Genomic DNA, 23,231 nt, shown 5'->3' on the forward strand with positions numbered 1-23,231 from the left:
CCCGCCGGCCGGGTCGCCCGCGCCGGACGCGTGGGGCGGATGCGCGGGGCGGCGTGGTGCCCTCGGCTCGCCGCGCTATGATCGCGGCCGGGCCGGGACGCGCCACCGCGCCGACGGCTCCCTCCTCGCGGCGCCTCGCGCAGGCGGCCCCGAGCGGGGCCCGGCCCTGCCCGCCATGCCCCTGAGGGCGGACCGGGCCACCCGGTGCGAGACACGATGCGAATGAGATCAGACGACACGCGGCGCCGCGCCCAGATGCAAAAGGATAACAAGCAATGACATTGCGGGATCGCCTGCGCGAGGACGGCCCGATCGTCGCCCCCGGCGTCTACGATGCGCTGACGGCCTCGATCGCCACGGAGGCGGGTTTCGAGGCGCTCTACCTCTCCGGCGCCTCCATTGCCTACACGCGGCTCGGCCGCCCCGACATCGGCCTCGTCTCGATGGCCGAGGTCGCCGACGTGATCGCCATGGTGCGCGACCGCGTGCCGACGCCGCTCATCGTCGACGCCGACACCGGCTACGGCAACGCCCTCAACGTGGAGCGCACCGTGCGCCTCTTCGAGCGGATGGGCGCCACCGCCATCCAGATCGAGGACCAGACGCTGCCCAAGCGCTGCGGCCACCTCAAGGACAAGTCGGTGATCCCGACGGGCGAGATGGTCGGCAAGATCAAGGCGGCGGTGGACGCGCGCGCCTCGGAGGCGACGCTGATCGTCGCGCGCACCGACGCCATCGCCTCCGAAGGGGCGAAGAAGGCCATCGACCGGGCGCTCTCCTACGCCGAGGCGGGTGCCGACGTGCTGTTCGTCGAGGCGCCCACCTCCAAGCGCCAGCTCGCCGAAGTCACGGCGGCGCTCGGCGGCGTGCGGCCGCTCCTCGCCAACATGGTGGAGGGCGGCGCGACGCCGATCCACAGCGCCGCCGATCTCGGCGAGCTGGGCTTCAAGATCGTCATCTTCCCCGGCGGCATCGCCCGCGCGCTCGCCCGCACCGCCAGCGAATATTACGCCTCGCTCTTCACCCACGGCTCCACCACGCCGTTCCGCGATCGGATGTACGACTTCAGCGCCCTCAACGAGGTGATCGGCACGCCCGAGATGCTCGCCCGCGGCAAGGCCTACGAGGCCGCCGAGAAGGACGCCGACGATCCCAAGGCGGAGGACGCCGCGTGAGCGGGGCGACCCTCGATCCCGTGACCCTCGCCGTCCTCAAGGGGCGGCTCGAACAGATCGTCGACGAGATGGACGCGACGCTCTACCGCTCCGCCTTCAACCCGACGATCGCCGAGGCGAAGGACGCCTGCCACGGCATCTACCACCCCGAGACCGGCGATACGCTGGTGCAGGGCTCGGGCGGCCTGCCGATCTTCGTCGGCGCCATGGCCTTCGCCGTGCGCGCGGTGATCGACAAGGTGGCGAAGGACGGTGGGCTGCAGGAGGGCGACACCTTCGTCTTCAACGATCCCTACGACGGTGGCACCCATCTCAACGACTTCCGCCTCGTGCGGCCGATCTTTCGGGGCGGCGCGCTGTTCTGCTGGATGGCCTCGGTCGGCCACTGGCTCGATATCGGCGGCAACGTGCCGGGCGGCTACAACCCGAAGGCCGTCGAGAGCTTCCAGGAGGGGGTGCGTATCCCGCCGGTGAAGCTCTTCTCCGCCGGCAAGCTCAACGAGGACATCGTCGGTATCCTCGACGCCAACTCGCGGCTGCCGATGTCGAACTGGGGTGATCTCAACGCCCAGCTCAACGCCCTCGACCTCGGCGAGCGCCGCCTGGTGTCGCTGCTCGAAGACTATGGCGACGGCACCATCGCGACCGCCTTCGAGGCCTTCTCCGACCGCGCCGAGGCGATGATGCGCGCCGCGATCCGCGCCATCCCCGACGGGGTCTATTCGTTCGAGGACGTCCTCGACAACGACGGCATCACCGACGACATGCTGACGGTCGCCCTCGACGCGACCATCGCGGGCGACACGATGCGGCTCGACTTCTCGCGCTCCTCCGGGGCGTGCCAGGGGCCGATCAACATCTCGCGCTCGACCACCATCGCCGCCTGCTACGTGGCGCTGAAGCACATCTTCACCGATGTGCCGGCGAACGCGGGGTGCCTGCGGCCGATCTCCTTCGAGATCGTCGACGGCTCGCTTCTCGGCGCCGGGCCGCCGAAGCCCGTCGCCGGCTACACCGAAACGATCCTGCGCCTCATCGGCGTCGTCTTCGGCGCCCTCGCCAAGGCCGATCCCGACCGCGCCCTCGGCGGTCCGTTCGGCACCATCAACGCGCTCTCCATCGCCGGCCACCGCACCGACGGGTCGCGCTGGGTGCTGTTCTCCTTCTTCGGCGGTGGCCTCGGCGGCTCGCCCGAGAGCGACGGCCTCAACCACGCCAACAACCCCATCTCGACCGCGACCATTCCGCCGATCGAGATCCTGGAGGCCGCCTATCCGGTGATCTTCCGCCAGTGGGCGCTGCGGCCCGACTCGGCGGGGGCGGGCACCTATCGCGGCGGCGTCGGCGCCATCTACGAGGTGGAATCGATGACCGATGCCGACGTTTCGCTGCTCGGCGAGCGCGGCAAGGCCGCCCCCTTCGGCGTGGCCGGAGGGGAGGCGGCGGCGATGAACCGCTTCTCCTGGAAGAGCGCGGCGGGCGAGGGCACTCCGCCGATGGTGTCCAAGATCACCGGCGTGCGGCTCGCCAAGGGCGGCCGGGTGCGCCTCGAGACCCCCGGCGGCGGCGGCTGGGGCGATCCGCGCCGGCGCGATCCCCAACGGGTCGCCCGCGACGTGCGGCTCGGCTTCGTCAGCGAAGGGGTCGCCCGTGACACCTATGCCGTCGCCCTCGCCGCCGACGGCAGCGTCGACGCGGCGGCGACGGAACGACTGCGCAACGAGGAGGCTCTGTGAGCGCTCTTGGCACCATCGTCGGCGTCGACGTCGGCGGTACGTTCACCGATCTCTTCTATTTCGACGAGGCGGCCCGCGCGTTCCGCACCGCCAAGGTGCCGTCGAACCGCGGCGACGAGGCGGCCGGCTTCCTCGACGGCTTGAAGACCTTCGGTGCCCTCTCGGCGCTCGACTCCATCGTCCACGGCACGACCGTCGGCACCAACGCGCTCCTGGAGCGCAAGGGTGCGAAGGTCGGTCTCATCACCACCGAGGGGTTCCGCGACGTTCTGGAGATGCGCCGCCGCGACCGGCGTCACACCTGGGGCCTCTCGGGTGACTTCGTGCCGGTGGTGGAGCGCGACTTCCGCGTGGAGGTTCCCGAGCGCACGCTCGCGTCCGGCGACATCCTGACCCCGGTCGACGTCGAGGCGGTGAAGCGGGCCGCCGAAGCGCTGCTCGCCAAGGGCGCCGAGGCGCTCGCGATCGTCTTCGTCAACGCCTACGCCAACTCCGCCAACGAGGAGGTGGCGCTCGCCGCCGCGAGCACGGTCTGGCCGAACGACCATATCGGCTGCTCCTCGGCGATCCTGCCGGAGATCCGCGAGTTCGAGCGCACCTCCACCACCGCGCTCAACGCCTACCTGCAGCCGGTGGTGGGCTCCTACCTCGCCAAGCTCGAGGCGGCGCTCGACAGCGAGGCCTTCGCCGGCCGCTTCCACATCGTGCAGTCGAACGGCGGCGTGATGTCGACCGAGACGGCGCGCAGGCTTCCCGCCCGCACCGCGCTGTCCGGCCCCGCGGCGGGCGTGATCGCCGCGGCCGCGATCTCGGAGGCGGCGGGCTTTCCCGACGTCATCACCGGCGACCTCGGCGGCACCTCCTTCGACGTCTCCCTGATCGTCGGCGGCAAGACCGCGCTCGCGGCGCAGACCACGGTCGATTTCGGCCTCGTCATCCGCAACCCGATGATCGAGATCACCACCATCGGCGCCGGCGGCGGCTCGATCGCCCATGTGGACGCGGGCGGCCTCCTGCAGGTGGGTCCGGAAAGTGCCGGCTCGCGCCCCGGCCCGGTCTGCTACGGCGCCGGCAACGACCGCCCGACGCTGACCGACGCCAACGTGGTGCTCGGCCGCATCAACGCCGACAAGCCGATCGGCGGCAAGCTCGCCCGGCTCGACGTCGAGGCCGCCAAGGCCGCGATCCTGAAGCATGTCGGCGAGCCGCTCGGCCTCGACGCCATGCAGGCGGCCGAGGCGATCGTGCGCATCGCCGATTCCAAGATGGCCGGCGCGATCCGCCTGATGTCCATCGAGCGCGGCCACGATCCCTCGCGCTTCGCCGCCGTGCCGTTCGGCGGCGGCGGGGCGCTGCACGCCGGTGCCCTCATCAAGGACGTCGGCCTGAAGGCGGCGCTGGTGCCGCGCTATCCGGGCGTCACCTCCGCGCTCGGCTGCGTCATCGCCGACATCCGCCACGACCAGGTGCAGACGCTGAACCTCTTCCTCGACGGGATCGATGCCACCGCCCTCGACCGGCGCATGGTGGAGGAGGCCGAAAAGGCGAAGGCCGTGGTGGAGAACGCCCACCTCGCGGTGGAGCGCATCGACGTGCTGTTCGAGCTCGACATGCACTATGTGGGGCAGACGCACACCCTCGCGGTGCCGCTGCCCGTCACCGTCACCGAAGGCTCCACCGGGATCGGAGGCTCCACCGGGATCACCGAGGCGATGATCGCCGACGCCTTCGAGCGTGCCTACCAGGCCTCCTTCAGCCGCCTCCTCAAGGGCGTGCCGATGCGCATCGTCAACCTCCGGACGGCGGTGATCGGCGTGCGCCCGTCGTTCGATCTCGCCGCCCTCGCGCCGCAAGGCGGCACGGTGGAGGGGGCGCGCACCGGCACCCGCCCGGTCTGGTTCGGCGGGGCCTTCCACGACACCGCCATCTACGCCCGCCTGGAGCTGCCGGTGGGGGCGGAGGTGGAGGGACCGGCGATCCTGGAGCAGCCCGACGCCACCACCGTCGTCGACCTCGACCTCAAGGCGCGCATCGACGCGTTCGGCAACCTCATCGTGGAGCGCAAGTGATGGACAAGACGGCGCTGCTCTTCGCCGACCTCCAGAACGACTTCATCCACCCCGAGGGGGCGTATGGCCGGGCCGGCCAGTCCGCCCCGGAGATTGCCGCGCTGCCGGCCCGCCTGAAACCGCTCGCCGATCTGGTACGCGCCAAGGGCGGCACTATCGTCTCCACCCAGTTCACGCTGGTGCCGGGGCGTGACGGCGAGCCGATGATCGCGCCACATCTCAAGGCGATCCGCCCCTTTCTGGCGAAGGGCGACTTCGCCCCCGGCAGCTGGGGCAACCAGCTCGTCGACGAGCTGGGGCCGGCGCACTTCTGCGTCGAGAAGGTCGCCTATTCCGCCTTCTACATGAGCCGTCTGGAATGGGTGCTGCGCAAGGCCGGCATCGAGCGGCTGCTCGTCGCCGGCATCGTCACCAACGGCGGCGTCGCGACCACCTTCCGCGATGCGCACGTGCGCGAGTTCGACGCCATCCTTCTGGAGGACGGCTGCGCCGCCTTCTCGGTGACGACGCACGAGACCGCGGTGGACGCGTTGCGCCCGGTGGGCCGCGTCGCCACCGTCGCGGAGATGATCGCCGAACTCGGTTGAGGAGGACGTATGGAGCGTGATCGCCTGCCCGTCGGCTCGCCGATGATCTTCATCGTCTACAACGTGGGCGATCACGCGGTCGATGCGGGCTACGAGCCGTGGCTGAGGGAGACCGACAATCCCTTCTTCAACGCCATTCCCGGCATCCGTCACTACGCCAACTGGAAGATGACCGCGCCCGGCATCTTCGGCTGGCTGGACTTCATGGCCCTCGACGATCACGACAGCCTCGAAAGCGTCTGGTTCAACAAGGATCTCGACGCCTTCCGCACCGAGTGGGTGCGGCTCTGGGGCTACGGCGAGGCGCCGCACCCGATGATCCGCTACTCCTACTGGACCACCTGCCGCCGCTCGCGGGCGAGCCTTGCCGCCGACGAGGGCTGGCTCGCCCTCGGCCATGGCGAGGCGCCCGACGATATCGACGTGGTGTGGACGGTGGAGGGGTCGCTGTCGAAGCACTTCGCCGGCGCGCCGCGCGCTGCGGACTGGCTGCTTCCCAAGGCCGAGCGCAACCCGCTCGGTTACGACTGGGTCGGCTTCTCGCTGAACGAGCCCGCGCCGGTCGCGAACGGTGCCGTTCTCCACACCACCTGCACCGCGCGGCCCTGAGCGACACTTGGCCCCGGCGGCTCGCGGGATCGGGCTGCATTTGAGATGTACTAATTAAAATACAGGTGTTAGGCTCTTTCCTGTGATCGGTTCGACGTTGGGACCGATAGGATCTGGAGGCGCCTCGTGACGGTTTCGCTCGCTCCCCATCGGTCCTCGTGGGGGCCGCGATGAGTGCGCCGGCCGAGGTCGACGTCGCCATCGTCGGCGCCGGAGCGGGTGGGGCGGCGACGGCCTGGCGCCTTGCCGGCCACGGCATCGACGTGGCGCTGTTCGAGCGCGGCGGCTGGTGGCCGCCGGAGGAGAGCCCCGCCCAGCGCGACGACTGGGAGTGGCAGCGCCTCGGCCCCTACAGCCCCAATCCCGTGCTGCGCCGCCATCCGGACGATCTCGCCATCGACGCCAGCGAGAGCGCGATCAAGCCGCTCCTCACCTACGGCGTCGGCGGCAGCACCATCATGTGGTCCTGCCACATGCCGCGCTTCCATCCCTCCGACTTCGCCATGCGCTCCCTCGACGGGGTGGGCGACGACTGGCCGCTCACCTACACCGAGCTTGCGCCGTTCTACGCCCTCAACGAGGAGATGATGGGAATGGCCGGTCTCGCCGGCGACCCGGCCTATCCGAAGATGCCGGCGCGGCCCACGCCGCCGCCACCCATCGGCCCGGCCGAGGCGCACGTGGCGAAGACGCTCGACCGGCTCGGCTGGGCCTGGTGGCCGGCCGACATGTCGATCAACACCGCCCCCTATCTCGGTCGCGGCGCCTGCGCCAACTGCGGGCCCTGCGAGCTCGGCTGCGTCCATCGCGCCAAGGGCACGGCCGACGTCGCCTACGTTGAGCCGGCGCTCGGCCGCGGCGCACGGCTCGTGACCGGCGCCCGCGTCCAGCGCGTGCTGGCGAAGGACGGCAGGGCCGAGGGCATCGTGTGGCGCGACCGCTCGGGTGCCGATCACCTCACCCGCGCCCGCGTGGTGATCGTCGCGGCGAGCGGCATCAACACGCCGCGTCTCCTCCTCCTGTCGGAGCTCGCGAACCGCTCCGGGCTCGTCGGCAAGCGGCTGATGCTGCACCCCTTCGCCCGTGTCACCGGTCGCTTCGACGATCCGATCCACGCCCATCGCGGCATCGCCGCCGGCGCCATCGTGAGCCACGAATTCTACGAGAGCGACCCCGCGCGCGACTTCAAGCGGGGCGTCAAGCTCCTCTTGATGCGCTCGCACGGGCCGCTGTTCGCCGCCCTCGGCTCCACGATGCCCCGCTCGCCGTGGGGGCGAGGCCATCACCAGCGCTTCGAGGAGGTGTTCGACCACACCCTCGGCGTCTCGGTCTGCGCCGACGATCTGCCGGAGGAGGTGAACCGCGTGACCCTCTCCGATCGCACCGACGGGGACGGCCTGCCGATCGCCAAGATGCATTATCGGCTCGGCGAGAACTCACGCCGCGCGCTCGATTTCGGCATGGCGCGGGGGCGCGAGCTCCTCACCGAGGCGGGGGCGGCGGAGCTCCACGAGGTCCCGCTGATCGCCGAGGCGGGCTTCCACCTCATGGGCACCACGGTGATGGGTGACGATCCGGAGCGCTCCGTCACCGATCGGTGGGGCGAAACCCACGACGTCGCGAACCTCTATGTCGTCGACGGCAGCCTCTTCGTGACCGCGGCGGCGGTGAACCCGACGCATACGCTGCAGGCGCTGGCGCTGCGGGCGGCGGACCGGATCGCCGCCACCCGGCGGGACGCCTAGGTGCCGGGCTCGCCTGCCGCGCCCCGCACGCCCGGGCGCGCCCTAGCCCTTCGTCTCGAGCCGGCGCACCAGGCGGGACCGGTTCTTGGTCCACGAGATGGTGTTCACCCGGCCGCCGATGATGCGGGTGGGGGTGAGCGGCTTCAGTTCCGGCGCCATCAGCGTGAGGCTCGCGGTGCCGGTGAAGAAGTCGGCCGGGTTGGAGTTCTCCATGTTCGAGGCGAACAGCTCGCGCACCACCGAGGCGTCGCGCGGATCGGGGATCACGCGCTCGGTGTAGAAGGTCACGAAGGCGGGCTGCGGCACGTCGATGTCGCCCTCGCGCTCGATGGTCATCTCCATCACGAGGGCCGGCTCGTGCCAGCGCGTGACCTTGCCCGTCACCCGGTCGCCGGGCTGCCAGCCCTTTTGCGGATGCGGCATCGTCATGTCGAGCCGCGCCTCGCGCTGCGGCCAGCCGTAGAGCTCGCGGCCGACGGCGATCTCGGCCTCGCCGTCGCACCACAGGAACGGGTCCCAGAAGCCGAAGGACTGGCCGTCGCTGACGGCGAGGCCGATCACCGCCTCCTTGAACTGGCAGCGCTCGGGGTAGCGCTGGGCGAACTCCCAGCCGAAGCCGAGATCGCAAATGAGATCGTGGATCGAGAAGCGCACCACGGGCGCGCCTTCGGGGGCGAGCCCGTCCGGCACCAGCGCGGCGATCGCGGCCGGGTCGCACTCGGCGAGGATGGTGAACGAGCGACCCGCGAAGTTCCACGGCGGCGGCCCGTAGGCCGCGGCGCCTCCGTCCGGCGAGAGCGGGGCGGAAAATCCCTTCATAACGGTTCCTTCTGGCTGATTGAGGACATCTGATGACACCTGTTCGCCGCCGCTTCGCGGATCTTCCGCACGGGCAGCTCCACATGCGCACGGCCGGGGTCGCCGGCGAGGCGACGCCGCTCGTGATGCTCCACGCCTCGCCCGGCTCGTCGAAGCAGGTGGAGGCGCTGACGGCCGCGCTCGGCGCGAGCCGCCTCGTCGTGTCGCCCGACTGCCCCGGCAACGGCGACAGCGAGCCCTTGCCGCAGGAGGTGCCGGAGATCGACGAGCTCGCCGACGCGATCCTCGCCGGCGTCACCGCGCAGCTTCCCGACGGGCCGGTGGACGTCTACGGCTCGCACACCGGCGCGCGGCTCGCCGCCTCGATCGCGCTGCGCTACCCGGAGCGGGTGCGTCGCCTGGTGCTCGACGGCTTCGGCGTCTACACCCCCGACCGCCGCGCCGAGATCCTCGCCACCTATGCGCCGGAGATGAAGCCCGACCAGATCGGCCAGTATCTGATGTGGGCGTGGCACTTCTCCCGCGACCAGTGGATCTGGTTCCCCTGGTTCGAGAAGAAGATGGACAAGCGCGTGCCGCTCGACCTGCCGTCGGCGGAAAGCCTCCACGACCTGATGGTGGAGGTGATGAAGGCGGTGACGACCTACCATCGCTCCTACCGCGCCGCGTTCCGCTTCGACATGAGCGAGAAGGTGCCGCAGCTCACCCATCCGGCGCTGATCTGCGCCCAGAAGACCGACATGATCTTCCGCATGCTGCCGGAGATGTCGGCGTTGATGCCGGCGGCGGCGGTGGCCGAGCTGCCGGGCACGGCAAGCCCCGCCGACACCGCCGAGAGCGCCGCGATCATCGCGCGCTACCTCGACGGGCCTGTGCCCGCTGCCGGATGATCAAGGCGATGCCGCTCGCGATGATGAGGACCATTCCCACCACCGCGAGCGGCCCCGGCAGCTCCCCGAACACGAGATAGCCGAGCCCGCCCGCCCAGATCAGCCGCAGATAGTCGAGCGCGGCGATGCTCGACGACATCGACAGGCGGTAGGCGAGGGTGAGGAGGAATTGCAGCGTGCAGGCGAAGAAGGCGATGCCGGCGAGGTAGAGCCAGGCGACGGGCTGGCGCAGCGCCGCCCACTCCTCGGGCGTCGCGGTGAGGACGGCGATGATGCCGAACACCAGTGCGCCGAGCGCGGCGTAGTAGAAGAGCACCGCGAAGTGGGTGCTGTTCGCCGGCATCTTGCGGATGACGATGATCATGCACCCCGTCAGCAAGGCGCCGGTCAGGATGACGAGGCCGACGGCGTTGAAGTCGGCGGCGGTGGGGTTCAGCACCAGGAGGGTGCCGCAGAACCCCACCCCGGCGGCGATCCAGGAGAACCGGTCCGGCGTCTCCTTGAGGAGGGGGATCGCCATCAGCATGACGAAGATCGGCGTGGTGAAGTTGATGGAGGTGACCACGACGAGCGGCAGATAGCCGAGGCCGTAGTAGAAGCAGGCCATCGAGGAGAGGCCGAAGAAGGCGTGCCACAGGTGAGCCCGCTTGTGCGCGGTGACGAGCGCGTGCCGGTTCCGCTCGATGAGGAGCAGCGGCAGGAAGATCACGAGGACGCCGCCCGAGCGCAGCGCCATCGTCATGATCGCGCCGAGGCCGACGTCGTGCAGCAGCTTCACCGAGAGGCCGGTGAGCGGCACCACCAGCGTGGTGCCCAGCATGGCGGCGATGCCGATCGCCGGCCGCCGAGTGACTTCGGTTCGGGGCGGTGCCTCGACCGCCGCGCTCACCCCTCCACCTTGCGCCAGAACGGCGCACGCTGGCGGACGGTGGCGAGGAGGCTCTCGTCGAACGGCGGCAGCGCATAGCCCTTCGGCTGCGGTGGCCGCGCCGGGTAGCCGGTGCGCGCCTCCACCACGCAGCGCACGCCGGCGTCGGTATAGTAGGCCCCATAGGCGTAGAGGATGAGCGTTGCGAAGCCGTCCGGATCCGCGCCCTCCAATGCCTCGAGGGCGGCGACCTGGCCGGCTTCCTCCAGCGTGGCGAAGTCCCCCGGCAGCTTGGCGAGGAGGGTTTCGAGCGCACCCGTCGCATCGCGCTCGGCGGCGAGCTTCAGCGCCTTGCGCGGCAGTTCGATGTCGCTGGCCGAGGGCCAGCCGAGCTCGTCGTCGCCCGGCAGCAGACGGTCGAGGACGGTGGGCAGGAGGTCGAGGCTCATAGGGTTTCGTCTTCGGTGGTGGGGCTCAGCGCGATGCGGCCCAGAAGGTGGTCGGCGATGCGCAGGGCGTTCGCCTGCAGCGTCGGCGTCGGGTTGACGCCGCCGGAGGAGGGGAAGGTGGACCCGTCGACGATCGCGAGACCCGGAACGCCGTGGACGCGGCCGTAGCGGTCGGTCACGGAGGTCTCCGGATCCTCGCCCATCGCGCAAGTGCCGAGGAAGTGAAAGCCGGCCTGGCGCGACAGCGGCGTCACCACGATGTCGCGGGCGCCGGCCTCGTCCATCACCTCGCGCGCGCGGCCGATGCCGTGGTCGAGCAGGCGTCGCTCGTTGGTGCCGAGGCGGTAGGAGAGGGCGGCGGCGGGCACGCTGGCCGCGTCGACGGTCCTCTCGTCGAGGCTCACGCGATTGTCGGGGTCGGGGAGGTCCTCCACCGTCACCGTGAGGCTCGCGCCGTGGCCGAAATTCGCCTCGAAGGCGGCGTGATGGCGGCTGCCCCAGGGGATGCGGCGGGCGTAGCCGCCGAGGGCGGTGCCGAGCGGGCCCTGGCCGCGCAGCCCCTGGAGCTGATAGCCGCGCACGGCGTCGCGATCAGCGACGTCGCTCTCGTAGAATTCCTGGCTGTAGAGGGCGCAGGCGAAGGCACCGACGGGCATGCCGATGGGCTCGTCGAAGAGGCCCGTCACGATCGCCGTCGGATGGTGCATCAGGTGGCGCCCGACCTGGTCGCGGGCGTTGCCGATCCCCTCGGGATGGGCCATCGAGCGGGAGGCGAGCAGGAGGCGCGGCGTCCCCATCCCGTTGGCGGCGACGATGATGAGGTCGGCTTCGAGGTGCTGAAGCGCCATGTCGGCGTCGAGATAGGTGACGGCGATCGCCCGCCCGTCCCGGTCGGTCTCGATGGCGGCGACCTGGGCGCCGGTCTCGAGCCGAACACCCTTCTTGAGGGCGAGCGGCCAGTAGGTGAGGTCGGTGGAGGCGCGCGCGCCCGTGGGGCAGCCGAGGCCGCAGGGTCCGCAATGGTTGCAGGCACCGCGCTTGCCGAGCGGCTGGGCGGTGGAGTTGATCGCCGAGTCCGACGGCCACCAGTGCCAGCCGAGCCGGTCGAAGGCGCCGGCGAGCCGCGTGGTCGCGGGGCAGAGCGGCAAGGGCGGCATCGCCCGCGCCGTGCGTGGCGGGTTGGCCGGGTCGCCGGCGAGCCCCGACACGCCCATGATCGTGTCGTTGAGATCGTAGTAGGGGGCGAGATCGTCGTAGCCGACCGGCCAGTCGCGCCCCACGCCGTCGAGGCTGCGGGTGCGGAAGTCGGAGGGGTGGAAGCGCGGGAAGTGGGCGCCCCAGCGCAGCGTGCTGCCGCCGACGCCGCAGAAGAGGGCGGGTCGGATTGGCGTGGCGTCGGTGGTGACGGGATAGTCGGCCGCGGCCTTGCGGATCGCCGGATCGGGATGCCGCTCGGTCTGCAGCACCCACTCCCAGTTGGCGGATTGGCTCGCGGCGGGCGGCGTCCAGCCGCCCCGCTCCAGCACCGTCACATCGACGCCAGCCTCGGCGAAGCGCCACGCGACCGCGGCGCCCGATGCGCCGGCGCCGATCACGATGACATCGGTTCGTTGCGTGCCCTGCATGGTGCCGTCCGCCGCCTTCCTCTACTCGGGGGCTTTTTGGTCGACCCAGCCCTTGCCGGCCTTCATCTCCAGCATCGCCTTGCAGAAGGCCTCGAAGGCGGGGATGCCGGCCGGCAGCGCGGCCATGAAGGCGGCCTCGTAGACCTCGTCCCAGGTGGCGCCGTTCTGGACGGCGCGGGTGGCGGCCCACTCGACGCCCTCGCGGTCGCCCTTCACCGCGGTGGTCACGCCGACGAGCACGAGGAAGCGGGTCTTGAGGTCGAGATGGCGGCCTTCGGCCTCGCCGAAGATCGTGTAGGAGGCGAGGGCGCCGTAGCGCTTCAGGAACTCGGGGTTCACTTCGGCGAGGGCGTCGTGGACCGGAAGGGTGTAGCCGCGAACCTTGCGGATCTTCTCGAGTTCGGCTTCGCCTTCGGGGGTCATGGCCATGGTGGATCGTTCCTTGGGTTGGGGGAGGTCAGATCGCGCGGGCGGCGATCTCGGCCTCGCGGATGGCGTCGTTGACGCGCCGCGGGGACATCGCGTCGCCCACGAGATGGAGGGATAGGGAGCCGCGGTCGGCGTCGAGGGCGTGGAACACCTCGTCGGCGGCCGCCGCGCCGACCATCATCACGACGGCGCCGGCGGGCACGTCGGTCGCTTCGCCGGTGTAGACGTCGCGCAGCGTGGCGGTGGTCGCGCCGATCGCGGCGAGCTCTACGTCGGGCACGAAGCGCACGCCGAGGGTGCGCAGCATCTTGTGCACCTTGCCCCAGTCGCGGCTCGCGGCGAGGTCGGGCGAGGCCTGGCCGAGCTGGGTGGCGAAGGTGACCGCCGCCCCCACACGGGAGCAATATTCGGCGACGACGGCACCCTGCCGGCCGCCGAGCGCGTCGAACACGACGACGCTGTCGGGAAGCCGTGGCCGTGTCTCCAACAGCTCGATATAGGAGTAGACGTGGGGCTGGTCGGCGCCGGGCACCGCCGAGCCGTCGATCCACCGCCCCGGCCGCAACGGCGTCCAGCCGTGCTTGAGGCCCACCGCGCCGCTCGCCACGACGACGGCGTCGAAGCCCATCTCGCGCAGCTCGGCCGCGCCGATCCGGGTATCGAGCCGCACTGTCGCGCTCGTCTCGGCGAGGCGGTCGATCATCCAGTCGACGATCTCGACCAGCTCGCGGCGGCTGTCGGCCTCCGCCCACAGGCGCACCTGTCCGCCGAGCCGGCTCCGCGCCTCGAACAGCGTCACCTCGTGGCCGCGCCGTGCCGCGGTGAGGGCGGCGCGCAGGCCGGCGGGGCCGCCCCCCACCACCGCGACCCGGCGGGGGACGTCGGCGACCTCGAGGAGTGTGTCGGACAGCTCGGTCTCGGCGCCGGCGGCCGGGTTGTGGATGCAGGCGATGGGGGCCTGGGCGAAGATCGACGACATGCACCAGTTGGCGCCGACGCAGGGGCGGATCGGCTCGGCCGCCGTCTCCGCCTTGCGCACCCACGCCGGGTCGGCGATGAGCTGGCGCGCGAGGCCGACGATCTCGCATTTGCCCTCGGCGAGGAAGCCTTCCGCCTCGGCGTGGGTCACGATCCGCCCGCCGCCGATGACCGGCACCGTCACCGCATCGGCGATCTTCGCCGTGGCGGGGAGCTGGAAGCCGTGGATCTCCGGGCTCGTCGGGTAGATGAGCATGCGGTTGATGTAGGTGCCTTGCGACACCGAGAAGTAGTCCACCATCCCCGTCGCCTCGAGGCGGGCGGCGATGTCGGCCCAGTCGTCGGGGCGAAGGCCGCCCTCGTGGCCGTCGTCGCCGTTCATGCGGATGCCGACGATCATGTCGGCGCCGACCTCCTCGCGCGTCGCGGCGAGGATCTCCTCCACGATCCGGAGGCGATTCTCGACGGAGCCGCCGAAGGCGTCAGTGCGGTTGTTGATGGCGGGGGAGAGGAATTGCTGGATGAGGTAGCCGTGGGCGAGGCCGGCCACCTCCACCCCGTCGAGCCCGCCTTCCTTGGCGTAGCGCGCCGACAGGCGGTAGCCCTTGACGATGTCGTCGATGTCCTTCGCCGTCATCACGTGCGGCATCTCGCGGTAGACGGCGCAGGGGATCGCCGACGGCGACCAGACGGGCAGGCCGTTCGCGACCGAATTGGTCTGCCGGCCGCGATGCCACGGCTGCATCAGGAGGAGCGAGCCCTCGGCCTGCACCGGCCCGGCGATCTTGCGATATTGCTCCACCATGCGCTCGTCGAAGGCGAACGCCTTGCCCTTGTAGGGCTGGGTGGTGGGATGGACGGCCATCGCCTCCATGGTGATCGCCGCGACGCCGCCCTTGGCGCGCTCCACGTAGTAGGCGACGTGGCTGTCGGTGAAGAGGTGATCCTTCACGAGCAGCGTCGCGTGGGCGAGCATCCAAACGCGGTTGCGCAGCGTCCGCGGCCCGACCGTGACGGGGCTCAGAAGGGTCTCGTAGGAGACGGTCGGTGCGTGAGCGTTCACGGACGTCTTTCTGGTTCTGCGCTGCGGCGACCGGGTCGCCGATTAGAGGTTCAGCCGATTGCCGCCGTCGGCGATCCGGATGCAGGCGGCGCGTCGATCCTCCTCGCCGGTCGCGACGAGCGGGGGCAGGCTGTCGCTGCATTCGGGCAGGGCCACGGGGCAGCGGCTCGCGAAGCGACAGCCCTTCGGCAGGTTGATCGGGGAGGGCACCTCGCCTTCGAGCACGTGGCGCTTGAGGGGAGCCCTCGGGTTCGGCGGCAGGTGCGCCGACATCAGCGCCTGGGTGTAAGGGTGGGCCGGGGCGCCGAACACGAGGCTGGCCGGACCCTCCTCCACGATGGTGCCGAGATAGAGCACGATGATCCGGTCGGAGATCAGTTTCACCGTGCCGAGATCGTGGGAGATGAAGAGCATCGCGACGCCGAGCTCGCGCCGCAGTTCGGCGAGAAGCTCCAGGATGCCCGCGCGCACCGAGAGGTCGAGCGAACTCGTCGGCTCGTCGAGCACCACGAGCTCCGGCTCGGTGGCGATGGCACGGGCGATGCAGACGCGCTGGAGCTGGCCGCCCGAGAGCTCGGCCGGCGTGCGGCTGAGAAACTTCGCCGGCAGGCGCACCCGCTCGGCGAGCCGCTCCACCCGCTGGCGCCGCTCGCTCCGGCTGAGATTGGTGTGCAGGAGCAGCGGCTCGCCGATCTGCCGCCCCACCGACATGCGCGGGTTGAGCGCGCTCCAGGGATCCTGAAACACGATCTGCATGCGCGCGCGGAGCGCCCGGAGCGCCTTGTCGGAGAGACTGGCGAGGTTTTCGCCGTCGAACGTCACGTCGCCCGAGGTCTGCTTCAGCAGCGACAGGACGAGGCGGCCGATGGTGGACTTGCCCGACCCGCTCTCACCCACCATTCCCACGATCTCGCCCTGGCGGATAGTGAAGTTGACGTCGTTGACGGCGTGCAGCGTGGCGCCGCCGACGTCGAACTCCTTCACGAGGTCGCGCGCGGTGAGGATCGGCCGACGCTCGGCGAGGGGCGTCGCGGTCGTCTGGTCGGTGTCGCCGATGGCGTTCACAGGGGCTGCCCCTCGAGGTCTTTGGCAAAGTGGCACTGGACGCGGTGGCCCTCGCCGAGGTCGGTGGCGGGCGGCGGCGTGGTGCAGATGTCGCGCACGCGCTCGCAGCGGTCGCGATAGTGGCAGCCGATCGGGAGGTTGTAGAGGTCCGGCGGGGGCCCGCCGAGCTGCCGGCCGGAGCCGAGCTTCAGCCGCTCCGGCGTCGCCGAGAGGAGGGCGCGCGTATAGGGGTGCGACGGCGTCTCGAACACGGCGTCCACCGTGCCCTCCTCCACGATGGAGCCGGCGAACATCACCGCCACCCGCTCGCAATAGTGCGCCACCACGCCGAGATCGTGGGTGATGATCAACGCTCCCATGGAGCGCTCCAGCACGATCTGGCGCAGGAGGTCGAGGATCGCCGCCTGCACCGTCACGTCGAGCCCGGTGGTGGGCTCGTCGGCGATCAGGAGTCGCGGCTCGTTGATGAGCGCCATCGCCATCAAGACGCGCTGCGCCATCCCGCCGGAGAGCTCGTGCGGCCACGCCCGCATGCGCCGCTCCGGTTCGGGAATGCCGACGGCCGCGAGCATGTCGACGGCCTTCTTGCGCGCGACGCGGCCGTTCACCGGCCGGTGGGCGCGCTGCATCCGCACGAGCTGGTCGCCGATGCGGCACAGCGGGTCCAGCGAGGTGCGCGGGTTCTGCACCACGAGGCCGATCTCGTAGCCGCGCAGCTCGTTCATCTCGGCGGGCGGCAGCGTCAGGAGATCGCGCCCGTCGAACACCGCCTCGCCGCCGACGACGCGGGCCGGGGCGCGCAGCAGGCCGAGAACCGACTGGGCGGTGAGCGACTTGCCCGCCCCCGTCTCGCCCACCAGGCCGACGATCTCGCCCCGGTTCACCTCGAAGGACACCTTGTTGAGGGCGTGGGCGACGCGGATCTCGTCGTCGAGCGTGCGGGAGACGAAGTCGGTCTCGAGATTGTCGATCGCAAGGAGGGTCATCAGCCCCTCCGCCGCGGGTTGAGGAGGTCCTGCATGCCGTCTCCGAGCATGTTGAGGCCGAGCATCAGAATCATCAGCGCGACCCCGGGGAAGAGGGCGACCCACCACTGGCCGGTCACCATGAACTCGGCGCCCTGGCGGATCATCACGCCCCATTCGGGCGTCGGCACCTGGATGCCGACGCCGAGGAAGGCGAGCGCGGCGGAGATGCGGATCGCCCAGGCGGCGCGCACGGCCGACTGCGCCATCGCGCCCTGGATGGCGTTCGGCAGGAGATGCACCATCACGATGCGCCAGGTGGGATTGCCCGCCGCCTTCGCCGCCTCGACCATGGTGGAGGAGCGCAGCGCGAGCACCTCAGCGCGCACCACGCGGGCGAAGATCGGGCTGTCGAGCACGCCGATCACGAGCACCACGTTGAGCACCGACGGCCCGGCGGCGGCCACCACGGCGAGCGCCAGGATGATCGAGGGGAACACGCGCAGCGCATCGAGGACGCGCATCGTGACCTCGTCGAGCGCGCCCCCGACATAGCCGACCCAGAGGCCGAGCGGCACGCCGATGACGAGCGACAGGAGCACCGCCGGTACGGCGATCGCGAAGGCGTAGCGCGCGCCGAAGATCACGCGGGAGAAGATGTCCATCCCGTTGCCGTCGGTGCCGAACCAGAAGGTGGAGCCGGGGTCGACGAGGATCTCGCGCGGGAAGGAGTGGACCGGGTCGTAGGGCGTGATCAACGGGGCGAAGATGCCGCCGAGCGCGAACAGGCCGACGATGGCGAAGCCCACGGCGGCGGTGGGGCTGCGCCGGGCGAGCCCCTTGATGCGGGAGGTGAGGACGTTGCGTCGGCGGGGCGTCGCGACTGCGGTATCGGTCATGTCGCATCCACGTTGCGCGGCTCGAGAAGGACGACGAGGAGGTCGACCACCAGGAAGACGACGACGGAGAAGAGGGCGAGGGCGAGCACGTAGCCCTGCACCGCAGCGAAGTCGCCGTTGACGATGGCGTTGAGCCCGTACTGGCCGAGCCCGCCCCAGGCGAAGACGAACTCGATGAGCGAGGCCGTGCCGACGAGGCCGGTGATCTCGGTGCCGACGAAGGTGAGGATGGGCACCGTGGCGTTGCGCATCACGATCTTGCGCACCTGGCGGTCGGGCAGCCCGCACGCCTTGGCGTAGCGCACCGCGTCGCCGGAGTAGATCTCCACCGCGATCGCCCGGGTCTGCTTGATGATCGGGGCCGCCGAGATGATGGCGATCGACACCACCGGCAGCACCAGGTGGCCGAGCGCCGACCGCGTCGCCTCCCAGTCGCCGGCGATGATGCTGTCGACGAGGTAGGAGCCGGTCACGGTGGGGGGCGGGATCACCATCATGGAGATGCGGCCGATCCCGGGCGGCGCCCAGCCGAGGAGGTAGAAGAACACGAAGAGGAGGACGAGCCCCAGCCAGTAGGTGGGGATCGAGAAGCCGAGGAGCGAGATCGCCCGGGCGATCTGGTCGAACCACCCGTTGGGGTGGGCCGCCCCGCGCATTCCGGCGGGGATGCCGACGAGGGCGCCGAGGCCGATGCCGAGGAAGAGCAGCTCCAGCGTCACGGGGAGGCGGGCGAGGATGTCGTCGAGCACGGGGCGGGTGGAGATCCAGCTTTTGCCGAGATCGCCCTGGGCGACGTTCATCAGGTAGATGCCGAACTGGGTGAGCAGCGGCTGGTCGAGCCCGAGCTCCTGTTCGATGCGGTCGATCTGACCCTGCGTCGCGGTCGGACCGGCCAGCATCTCCACCGGATCCTGTCCGCCGAGGCGCACCAGCATGAACGTGAAGAACACGATCCCGACGAGAAGCGGGATGATGAACGTCAGTCGGCGGGTGAGAAAGCGGCGGATCTTCATGGCAGGCGCTGCGATGACGGGTCGGACGGTGACGGGTCGAACAGGGACACGTGCGGGGTTCCGTTATTTCGATGACTTGAGATCGTACCAGCGCTCATGGTTGTCGGGGTGGAAGACCCAACCGGAGATCGTCGGCGCCATCGCCTCGAAGGTGCGGGGGTAGGCGGCGACCACCCAGGGGGCGTCGTCCATCCAGATCGCTTGGGCTTGCTTCACGTACTCGAGCCGCTCGTCGCGATCGAGCGTGGCGATGGCCTTCTCGACCAGCGCGTCGAACTCGGCGTTTTCGTAGTCGCCGCGGTTCGAGACGCCCTTTGAGTGGGCGAGAAGGTAGAGGGTGTAGCCGGGATCGAGCACGATCGGACCCGACTCGAAGGTGAAGAAGGGCATGTCGCGGACGGCCGGCGCCGAGCGCGAGCGCATGTCGGACCCCGTGATGCGGACCGGCTTGGCGGTGACGCCGACGTCGGCGAGCTGGCCGGAGAGCTGGATCACGAACGGCTCGAGCCACCACCAGAGGTCGGAGTAGAGAAGCTCGACCTCGAAGCCGTCCGGGTAGCCGGCCTCGGCGAGCAGCGCTTTCGCCTTCTCCGGGTCGTAGTCGTAGTGGAAGGCGGAGGGGTCGTAGCCGTCGACGAAGAGCGGCACCACCGACTTCGCGACGTCGCCGTAGCCGCGCAGAACCGAATCGATGATCTCCTGCCGGTCGACGGCGTAGTTGAGCGCCTGCCGCACTCTCTTGTCGTCGAAGGGCTTGAAGTTGGGGTTCATCCAGGCGGCCATCATCGCCTGGCCGGGGGCGTCCATCACCTTGATTCGCTCGTCGTCCATGAGCTGCACGATCTGGCCGATGTCGGGCCGGTCGATCCACTGCACCTGGCCGGAGAGGAGGAGCGTCGCCCGGCTCGCCGCCGATGGCACCTCGCGATAGAGCACGCGGTCGAAATAGGGCGGATCACGGAAATAGTTGGGGTTGGCGGTGAACACCGCCATCTCGTCCGGGCGGACCTGATCGAGGGTGTAGGCGCCGAAGCCTGCGGTGTGGTCCTGCATCCACTCGAGCGCCCAGGGGTCGTCCGCGGTGGCGTGGGTCTTCACCTCGGTGGTGTCGTAGATGCCCGGCACGTAGAGCGTCAGCGCGTTGAGGAAGATGGAGGAGGGGGCGGAGAGGTTGAACGCCACCTCGTAGGTCGACACCTTCTCGACGGATTCGACGTTGGAGACGTTGGCGATGAAGTTGCCGGTGCGCTTCTGGTCGAACGACTTCTCCCACGACCAGACCACGTCGTCGGCGGTCAGCTCGTTGCCGTAGGGGCTCATCACCCCTTCGCGCAGCTTGAAGACGTAGCGTTTGCCGTCGTCCGATACCGTCCAGCTCTCGGCGAGGTTGCCCTCGATCGTCGCGGGGTCGAGCATCTCGCGGCCGTCCTCGTCGGTCTTGCGGCCGTAGCGGGTGAGGTTCTCGTAGACCTGGGGCACCACGTTCTGGGTGCCGGGGCGAAGCGCGTCACCGTCGAAGCCTTCCGGCACGGCGGGGGCGGCGATGATCAGCGTCTCGGCGAGCGCCGGGGTGGCGGCGGCCAGCGCCAGCGTGGCTGTCGCGGCGAGGAAGACGGTGCGGATGCGCATCATGAGCCCCTATGGTGGTGTGTCGAGAAGTGCGACGGCGCGGCGGGCCGCCCCGATCACGGATGGAAGGGGAGTGGGTGGCCTCACTCCCCTTCGGCGTCAGTTGGCGCGCAGGTCGTACCAGCGCTCGTGATCGTCCGGATAAGGCGTCCAGCCGGAGATGTTCGGCGCCATCGCCTCGAAGATGCCGGGGTAGGCGGTGACCACCCAGGGGGCGTCTTCCATCCAGACCTTCTGCGCCTCCTTCATCAGCTCCATCCGCTTGTCGCGGTCGAGCGTCTGGCGTGCCTCGTCGATGAGGGCGTCGAGCTCGGGGTTCGAGTAGCCCATGCGGTTGGCGACGCCCTGGGAGTGGGCGAGGAGGTAGAAGGTGTAGACCGGGTCGAGCACGATCGGCCCGTCCTCGAACACGAAGAAGGGCATGTCCTGCACGCCGGGCGCGCCGCGCGAGCGCATGTCGGAGCCGGTGATGCGGGTCGGCTTGGCGGTGATGCCGACGTCGGCGAGCTGGCCGGCGAGCTGGATCGCGTAGGGCTCGAGCCACCACCAGAGGTCGGAATAGAGAAGCTCCACCTCGAAGCCGTCGGGGTAGCCGGCCTCGGCGAGCAGCGCCTTCGCCTTCTCCGGATCGTAGCTGAACTTGAAGAAGGACGGGTCGTAGCCGTCGACGATGGGCGGCACCACCGACTTCGCCACGTCACCCGTGCCGCGCAGCACCGAGGCGATCAGCTCTTCGCGGTCGATCGCGTAGTTGACGGCCTCGCGCACCTTCGGATTGTCGAACGGCGCGTACTTGGGGTTCATGCGGGCCGACATCATGGCGCGGCCGGGGGAGCCTTCCACCTTCACGCGGCTGTCGCTCTGGAGGTCGATCACCTGCTGCACGGCCGGCCGGTCGATCCACTGCACCTGACCGGAGAGGAGGAGCGTCGCCCGGCTCGCCGCCGAGGGCACCTCGCGGTAGATCACGCGGTCGAAATAGGGCGGATCGCGGAAATAGTTGGGGTTGGCGGTGAACACCGCCATCTCGTCCGGCCGCAGCTGCGAGAGCTGGTAGGGGCCGAAGCCGGCGGTGTTGGTGGCCAGCCACTCGAGCGCCCAGGGGTCGTCCGTGGTGGCGTGCTTCTTCACCTCGGTGGAATCGTAGATGCCCGGCACGTAGAGGGTGAGTGCCGACAGGAAGATCGAGGACGGGGCGGAGAGGTGGAAGGCGACCTCGTCGTCGGACACCTTCGACACGGACTCCACGTTGGAGACCTTGGCGATGAAGTTGCCGGTGCGCTTCTGGTCGAACGACTTGTTCCACGACCAGACCACGTCGTCGGCGGTCAGCTCGTTGCCGTAGGGGCTCTTGATGCCCTTCTTGAGCTTGAAGGTCCAGGTGAGGCCGTCGTCGGACACGGTCCAGCTCTCGGCAAGGTGCGGCTCGATCACGGCGGGGTCGAGATAGGGACGGCCGTCCTTCTCGGTGCGGCCATAGCGCACCAGACCTTCATAGACCTGCGTCACGGCGTTCTGCGTGCCGGGGCGCAGGGCGTCACCGTCGAAGCCCTCCGGCGTCGCGGGGGCGGCGATGACCAGCGTTTCGGCCATGGCCGGGGTCACCGGGCCCGTCAGCGCCGTGGCGCCGAGCAGGGCCGTGGCCAAGGCCAGCGACCGGAAGCGTCTCTCCATCTTCATCTCATCAACCCTCTCGTGGCTCGTCGGATGCGACTATTTGAGGTCGTCCGGCCCGACGGATCCCGTCAGGACCGGCACGCGGTACTCAGGCTTGATGGCGGAAAACATGTCGACGACGTCGTAGGCGTGCCGAATCTTGCGTCCGCCGACCGGGTCTTCGATCTCGAATTCCCAGCGGGCGCCGAAGCCGAGGCGCTTGTCGACGCTGACGATGGTGCCGCAGAAGATCAGCGCGTTGGACGTCGGGAAGCCGGGCGCGCGATCGGCGACGATGTCGAGAACGTCGGTGGGCTTGAGGAAGGCGTCGACGCCCACCTCCTGATAGAGCCGGCCGTCGACCCAGGAGCGCAGGACGCATTGGTCCCAGGTGTCGGCCATCTCCGCGAAGGGCCAGACCTCCGCTCCCAGAATGTTGGCGCAGGCCTGCTTGGAGTAGGGGATCGAGGCCCGCTCCAGCAGCCGGTCGGTGTGGTCCGAGCCGACGCCCACGTAGAGCTGGTCGGCGAGGACGAGCACGATCTCCACCTCGCCCGAGGTTTCGGCGGTGTGCACCTCGACGCGGTCGCCGGTCGAGACGCCGTCGACGGCCATCGGGTAGAGCCGCGGCGCCGGAACGTGGGTGGCGATGGCGATGCCGTGGAGCGCAACCTCGTCCTGATGCTTCTTGGCGACGGCCGCATCGCGCGTCGCCGAGCCCATGTTGAGAACCCCCTCGACGTCGAAGTGGAGGGGGGCGGTGGCGCCGTCGCGCGAGACGGCGGTGAGATCGAGTGAACGGCTCATGCGGCCTGGTTTCCATGCGGTCGGGGATCGCGGGCGAGGCGGGCGCTCCCCGCGACATCGGCACAGTCGCGGCACACAACCGAAGCACAGCATAAAAGCACGCCGCTCGGATCCCGATACGGTTCGGAAGGTGCGGTGCCGTGTGCCATCTGCGC

20 protein-coding genes are annotated in these 23,231 nt (G+C 70.0%); 7 read left to right on the top strand and 13 right to left on the bottom strand.

What is annotated here, in order from left to right:
* Nucleotides 1–275: 275 nt before the first annotated feature.
* The 6 genes from JCR33_RS07700 to JCR33_RS07725 all read left to right on the top strand — a co-directional run bounded on the left by JCR33_RS07700 (nucleotide 276) and on the right by JCR33_RS07725 (nucleotide 7,921).
* Entirely contained in the window at nucleotides 276–1,175 is a 900-nt protein-coding gene (locus tag JCR33_RS07700; RefSeq protein ID WP_198881446.1) for an isocitrate lyase/PEP mutase family protein, read from the top strand.
* Entirely contained in the window at nucleotides 1,172–2,911 is a 1,740-nt protein-coding gene (locus JCR33_RS07705; protein WP_198881447.1) for a hydantoinase B/oxoprolinase family protein, read from the top strand. Before JCR33_RS07700 ends, JCR33_RS07705 begins: the two co-directional genes overlap by 4 nt.
* A complete protein-coding gene (locus tag JCR33_RS07710; protein ID WP_198881448.1) occupies nucleotides 2,908–4,980 on the top strand; it encodes a hydantoinase/oxoprolinase family protein in 2,073 nt (690 codons plus the stop codon). Before JCR33_RS07705 ends, JCR33_RS07710 begins: the two co-directional genes overlap by 4 nt.
* Nucleotides 4,980–5,567 carry a cysteine hydrolase gene (locus tag JCR33_RS07715; RefSeq protein ID WP_198881449.1) on the top strand — a complete coding sequence of 196 codons (588 nt, stop codon included), beginning with the start codon at nucleotides 4,980–4,982 and terminating at the stop codon, nucleotides 5,565–5,567. The genes JCR33_RS07710 and JCR33_RS07715 overlap by 1 nt, the downstream gene beginning before the upstream one ends.
* Nucleotides 5,568–5,576: 9 nt before the next feature.
* Entirely contained in the window at nucleotides 5,577–6,176 is a 600-nt protein-coding gene (locus JCR33_RS07720) for a hypothetical protein (protein ID WP_198881450.1), read from the top strand.
* A 170-nt stretch (nucleotides 6,177–6,346) separates the two neighbouring features.
* Nucleotides 6,347–7,921, top strand: coding sequence for a GMC family oxidoreductase (locus JCR33_RS07725; protein WP_198881451.1), 1,575 nt, complete (start codon nucleotides 6,347–6,349; stop codon nucleotides 7,919–7,921).
* A 42-nt stretch (nucleotides 7,922–7,963) separates the two neighbouring features.
* Here the strand turns inward: JCR33_RS07725 and JCR33_RS07730 are convergent, their stop codons facing one another.
* Entirely contained in the window at nucleotides 7,964–8,740 is a 777-nt protein-coding gene (locus tag JCR33_RS07730; protein WP_198881452.1) for an acetoacetate decarboxylase family protein, read from the bottom strand.
* Nucleotides 8,741–8,772: 32 nt separating this feature from the next.
* Here JCR33_RS07730 and JCR33_RS07735 point away from each other — a divergent pair, with 32 nt between their 5' ends.
* Nucleotides 8,773–9,630, top strand: coding sequence for an alpha/beta hydrolase (locus JCR33_RS07735; protein WP_198881453.1), 858 nt, complete (start codon nucleotides 8,773–8,775; stop codon nucleotides 9,628–9,630).
* Here JCR33_RS07735 and JCR33_RS07740 read toward each other — a convergent pair.
* From JCR33_RS07740 to JCR33_RS07795, 12 genes are all read right to left on the bottom strand, one after another.
* A complete protein-coding gene (locus JCR33_RS07740) occupies nucleotides 9,587–10,519 on the bottom strand; it encodes a DMT family transporter (protein ID WP_198881454.1) in 933 nt (310 codons plus the stop codon). The two genes, JCR33_RS07735 and JCR33_RS07740, sit on opposite strands and share 44 nt — an antisense overlap.
* Nucleotides 10,516–10,947 carry a hypothetical protein gene (locus tag JCR33_RS07745; protein WP_198881455.1) on the bottom strand — a complete coding sequence of 144 codons (432 nt, stop codon included), beginning with the start codon at nucleotides 10,945–10,947 and terminating at the stop codon, nucleotides 10,516–10,518. The genes JCR33_RS07740 and JCR33_RS07745 overlap by 4 nt, the downstream gene beginning before the upstream one ends.
* On the bottom strand, nucleotides 10,944–12,572 hold the full coding sequence (locus tag JCR33_RS07750; RefSeq protein WP_198881456.1) for a GMC family oxidoreductase: 1,629 nt from the start codon (nucleotides 12,570–12,572) through the stop codon (nucleotides 10,944–10,946). Before JCR33_RS07750 ends, JCR33_RS07745 begins: the two co-directional genes overlap by 4 nt.
* Nucleotides 12,573–12,593: 21 nt before the next feature.
* Complete coding sequence (locus JCR33_RS07755) at nucleotides 12,594–13,001, bottom strand: carboxymuconolactone decarboxylase family protein (protein ID WP_198881457.1); 408 nt, start codon at nucleotides 12,999–13,001, stop codon at nucleotides 12,594–12,596.
* 28 nt (nucleotides 13,002–13,029) lie between these two features.
* Complete coding sequence (locus tag JCR33_RS07760) at nucleotides 13,030–15,042, bottom strand: oxidoreductase (protein ID WP_198881458.1); 2,013 nt, start codon at nucleotides 15,040–15,042, stop codon at nucleotides 13,030–13,032.
* Nucleotides 15,043–15,084: 42 nt separating this feature from the next.
* Nucleotides 15,085–16,107 (bottom strand): ABC transporter ATP-binding protein, encoded by a 1,023-nt coding sequence (locus JCR33_RS07765; protein WP_332461140.1) that lies wholly within the window; start codon nucleotides 16,105–16,107, stop codon nucleotides 15,085–15,087.
* Nucleotides 16,104–17,093 (bottom strand): ABC transporter ATP-binding protein, encoded by a 990-nt coding sequence (locus JCR33_RS07770; protein WP_198881459.1) that lies wholly within the window; start codon nucleotides 17,091–17,093, stop codon nucleotides 16,104–16,106. The genes JCR33_RS07765 and JCR33_RS07770 overlap by 4 nt, the downstream gene beginning before the upstream one ends.
* Complete coding sequence (locus JCR33_RS07775) at nucleotides 17,093–17,971, bottom strand: ABC transporter permease (RefSeq protein WP_198881460.1); 879 nt, start codon at nucleotides 17,969–17,971, stop codon at nucleotides 17,093–17,095. The genes JCR33_RS07770 and JCR33_RS07775 overlap by 1 nt, the downstream gene beginning before the upstream one ends.
* Nucleotides 17,968–18,984: an ABC transporter permease gene (locus tag JCR33_RS07780; protein ID WP_198881461.1), complete on the bottom strand. Its 1,017-nt coding sequence runs from the start codon at nucleotides 18,982–18,984 to the stop codon at nucleotides 17,968–17,970. The genes JCR33_RS07775 and JCR33_RS07780 overlap by 4 nt, the downstream gene beginning before the upstream one ends.
* A gap of 63 nt (nucleotides 18,985–19,047) precedes the next feature.
* Entirely contained in the window at nucleotides 19,048–20,613 is a 1,566-nt protein-coding gene (locus JCR33_RS07785; RefSeq protein WP_198881462.1) for an ABC transporter substrate-binding protein, read from the bottom strand.
* Nucleotides 20,614–20,712: 99 nt separating this feature from the next.
* A complete protein-coding gene (locus tag JCR33_RS07790) occupies nucleotides 20,713–22,287 on the bottom strand; it encodes an ABC transporter substrate-binding protein (protein WP_198881463.1) in 1,575 nt (524 codons plus the stop codon).
* Between the two features lie 39 nt (nucleotides 22,288–22,326).
* The gene (locus JCR33_RS07795) at nucleotides 22,327–23,076 is read right to left on the bottom strand and encodes a DUF2848 family protein (protein WP_198881464.1); all 750 of its coding nucleotides are present in this window, start codon (nucleotides 23,074–23,076) and stop codon (nucleotides 22,327–22,329) included.
* Nucleotides 23,077–23,231 lie beyond the last annotated feature (155 nt).

Origin of the sequence: Acuticoccus mangrovi, assembly GCF_016411865.1 — a bacterium.
Lineage (GTDB): Bacteria > Pseudomonadota > Alphaproteobacteria > Rhizobiales > Amorphaceae > Acuticoccus > Acuticoccus mangrovi.

Bases quoted from the DNA above. Each gene is read 5' to 3' on its own strand.
- JCR33_RS07725 (WP_198881451.1), top strand. From the start codon at position 6,347: ATGAGTGCGCCGGCCGAGGTCGACGTCGCCATCGTCGGCGCCGGAGCG.
- JCR33_RS07785 (WP_198881462.1), bottom strand. From the start codon at position 20,613: ATGCGCATCCGCACCGTCTTCCTCGCCGCGACAGCCACGCTGGCGCTG.
- JCR33_RS07790 (WP_198881463.1), bottom strand. From the start codon at position 22,287: ATGGAGAGACGCTTCCGGTCGCTGGCCTTGGCCACGGCCCTGCTCGGC.
- JCR33_RS07735 (WP_198881453.1), top strand. From the start codon at position 8,773: ATGACACCTGTTCGCCGCCGCTTCGCGGATCTTCCGCACGGGCAGCTC.
- JCR33_RS07745 (WP_198881455.1), bottom strand. From the start codon at position 10,947: ATGAGCCTCGACCTCCTGCCCACCGTCCTCGACCGTCTGCTGCCGGGC.
- JCR33_RS07700 (WP_198881446.1), top strand. From the start codon at position 276: ATGACATTGCGGGATCGCCTGCGCGAGGACGGCCCGATCGTCGCCCCC.
- JCR33_RS07775 (WP_198881460.1), bottom strand. From the start codon at position 17,971: ATGACCGATACCGCAGTCGCGACGCCCCGCCGACGCAACGTCCTCACC.
- JCR33_RS07795 (WP_198881464.1), bottom strand. From the start codon at position 23,076: ATGAGCCGTTCACTCGATCTCACCGCCGTCTCGCGCGACGGCGCCACC.
- JCR33_RS07715 (WP_198881449.1), top strand. From the start codon at position 4,980: ATGGACAAGACGGCGCTGCTCTTCGCCGACCTCCAGAACGACTTCATC.
- JCR33_RS07750 (WP_198881456.1), bottom strand. From the start codon at position 12,572: ATGCAGGGCACGCAACGAACCGATGTCATCGTGATCGGCGCCGGCGCA.
- JCR33_RS07770 (WP_198881459.1), bottom strand. From the start codon at position 17,093: ATGACCCTCCTTGCGATCGACAATCTCGAGACCGACTTCGTCTCCCGC.
- JCR33_RS07720 (WP_198881450.1), top strand. From the start codon at position 5,577: ATGGAGCGTGATCGCCTGCCCGTCGGCTCGCCGATGATCTTCATCGTC.
- JCR33_RS07755 (WP_198881457.1), bottom strand. From the start codon at position 13,001: ATGGCCATGACCCCCGAAGGCGAAGCCGAACTCGAGAAGATCCGCAAG.
- JCR33_RS07730 (WP_198881452.1), bottom strand. From the start codon at position 8,740: ATGAAGGGATTTTCCGCCCCGCTCTCGCCGGACGGAGGCGCCGCGGCC.
- JCR33_RS07780 (WP_198881461.1), bottom strand. From the start codon at position 18,984: ATGAAGATCCGCCGCTTTCTCACCCGCCGACTGACGTTCATCATCCCG.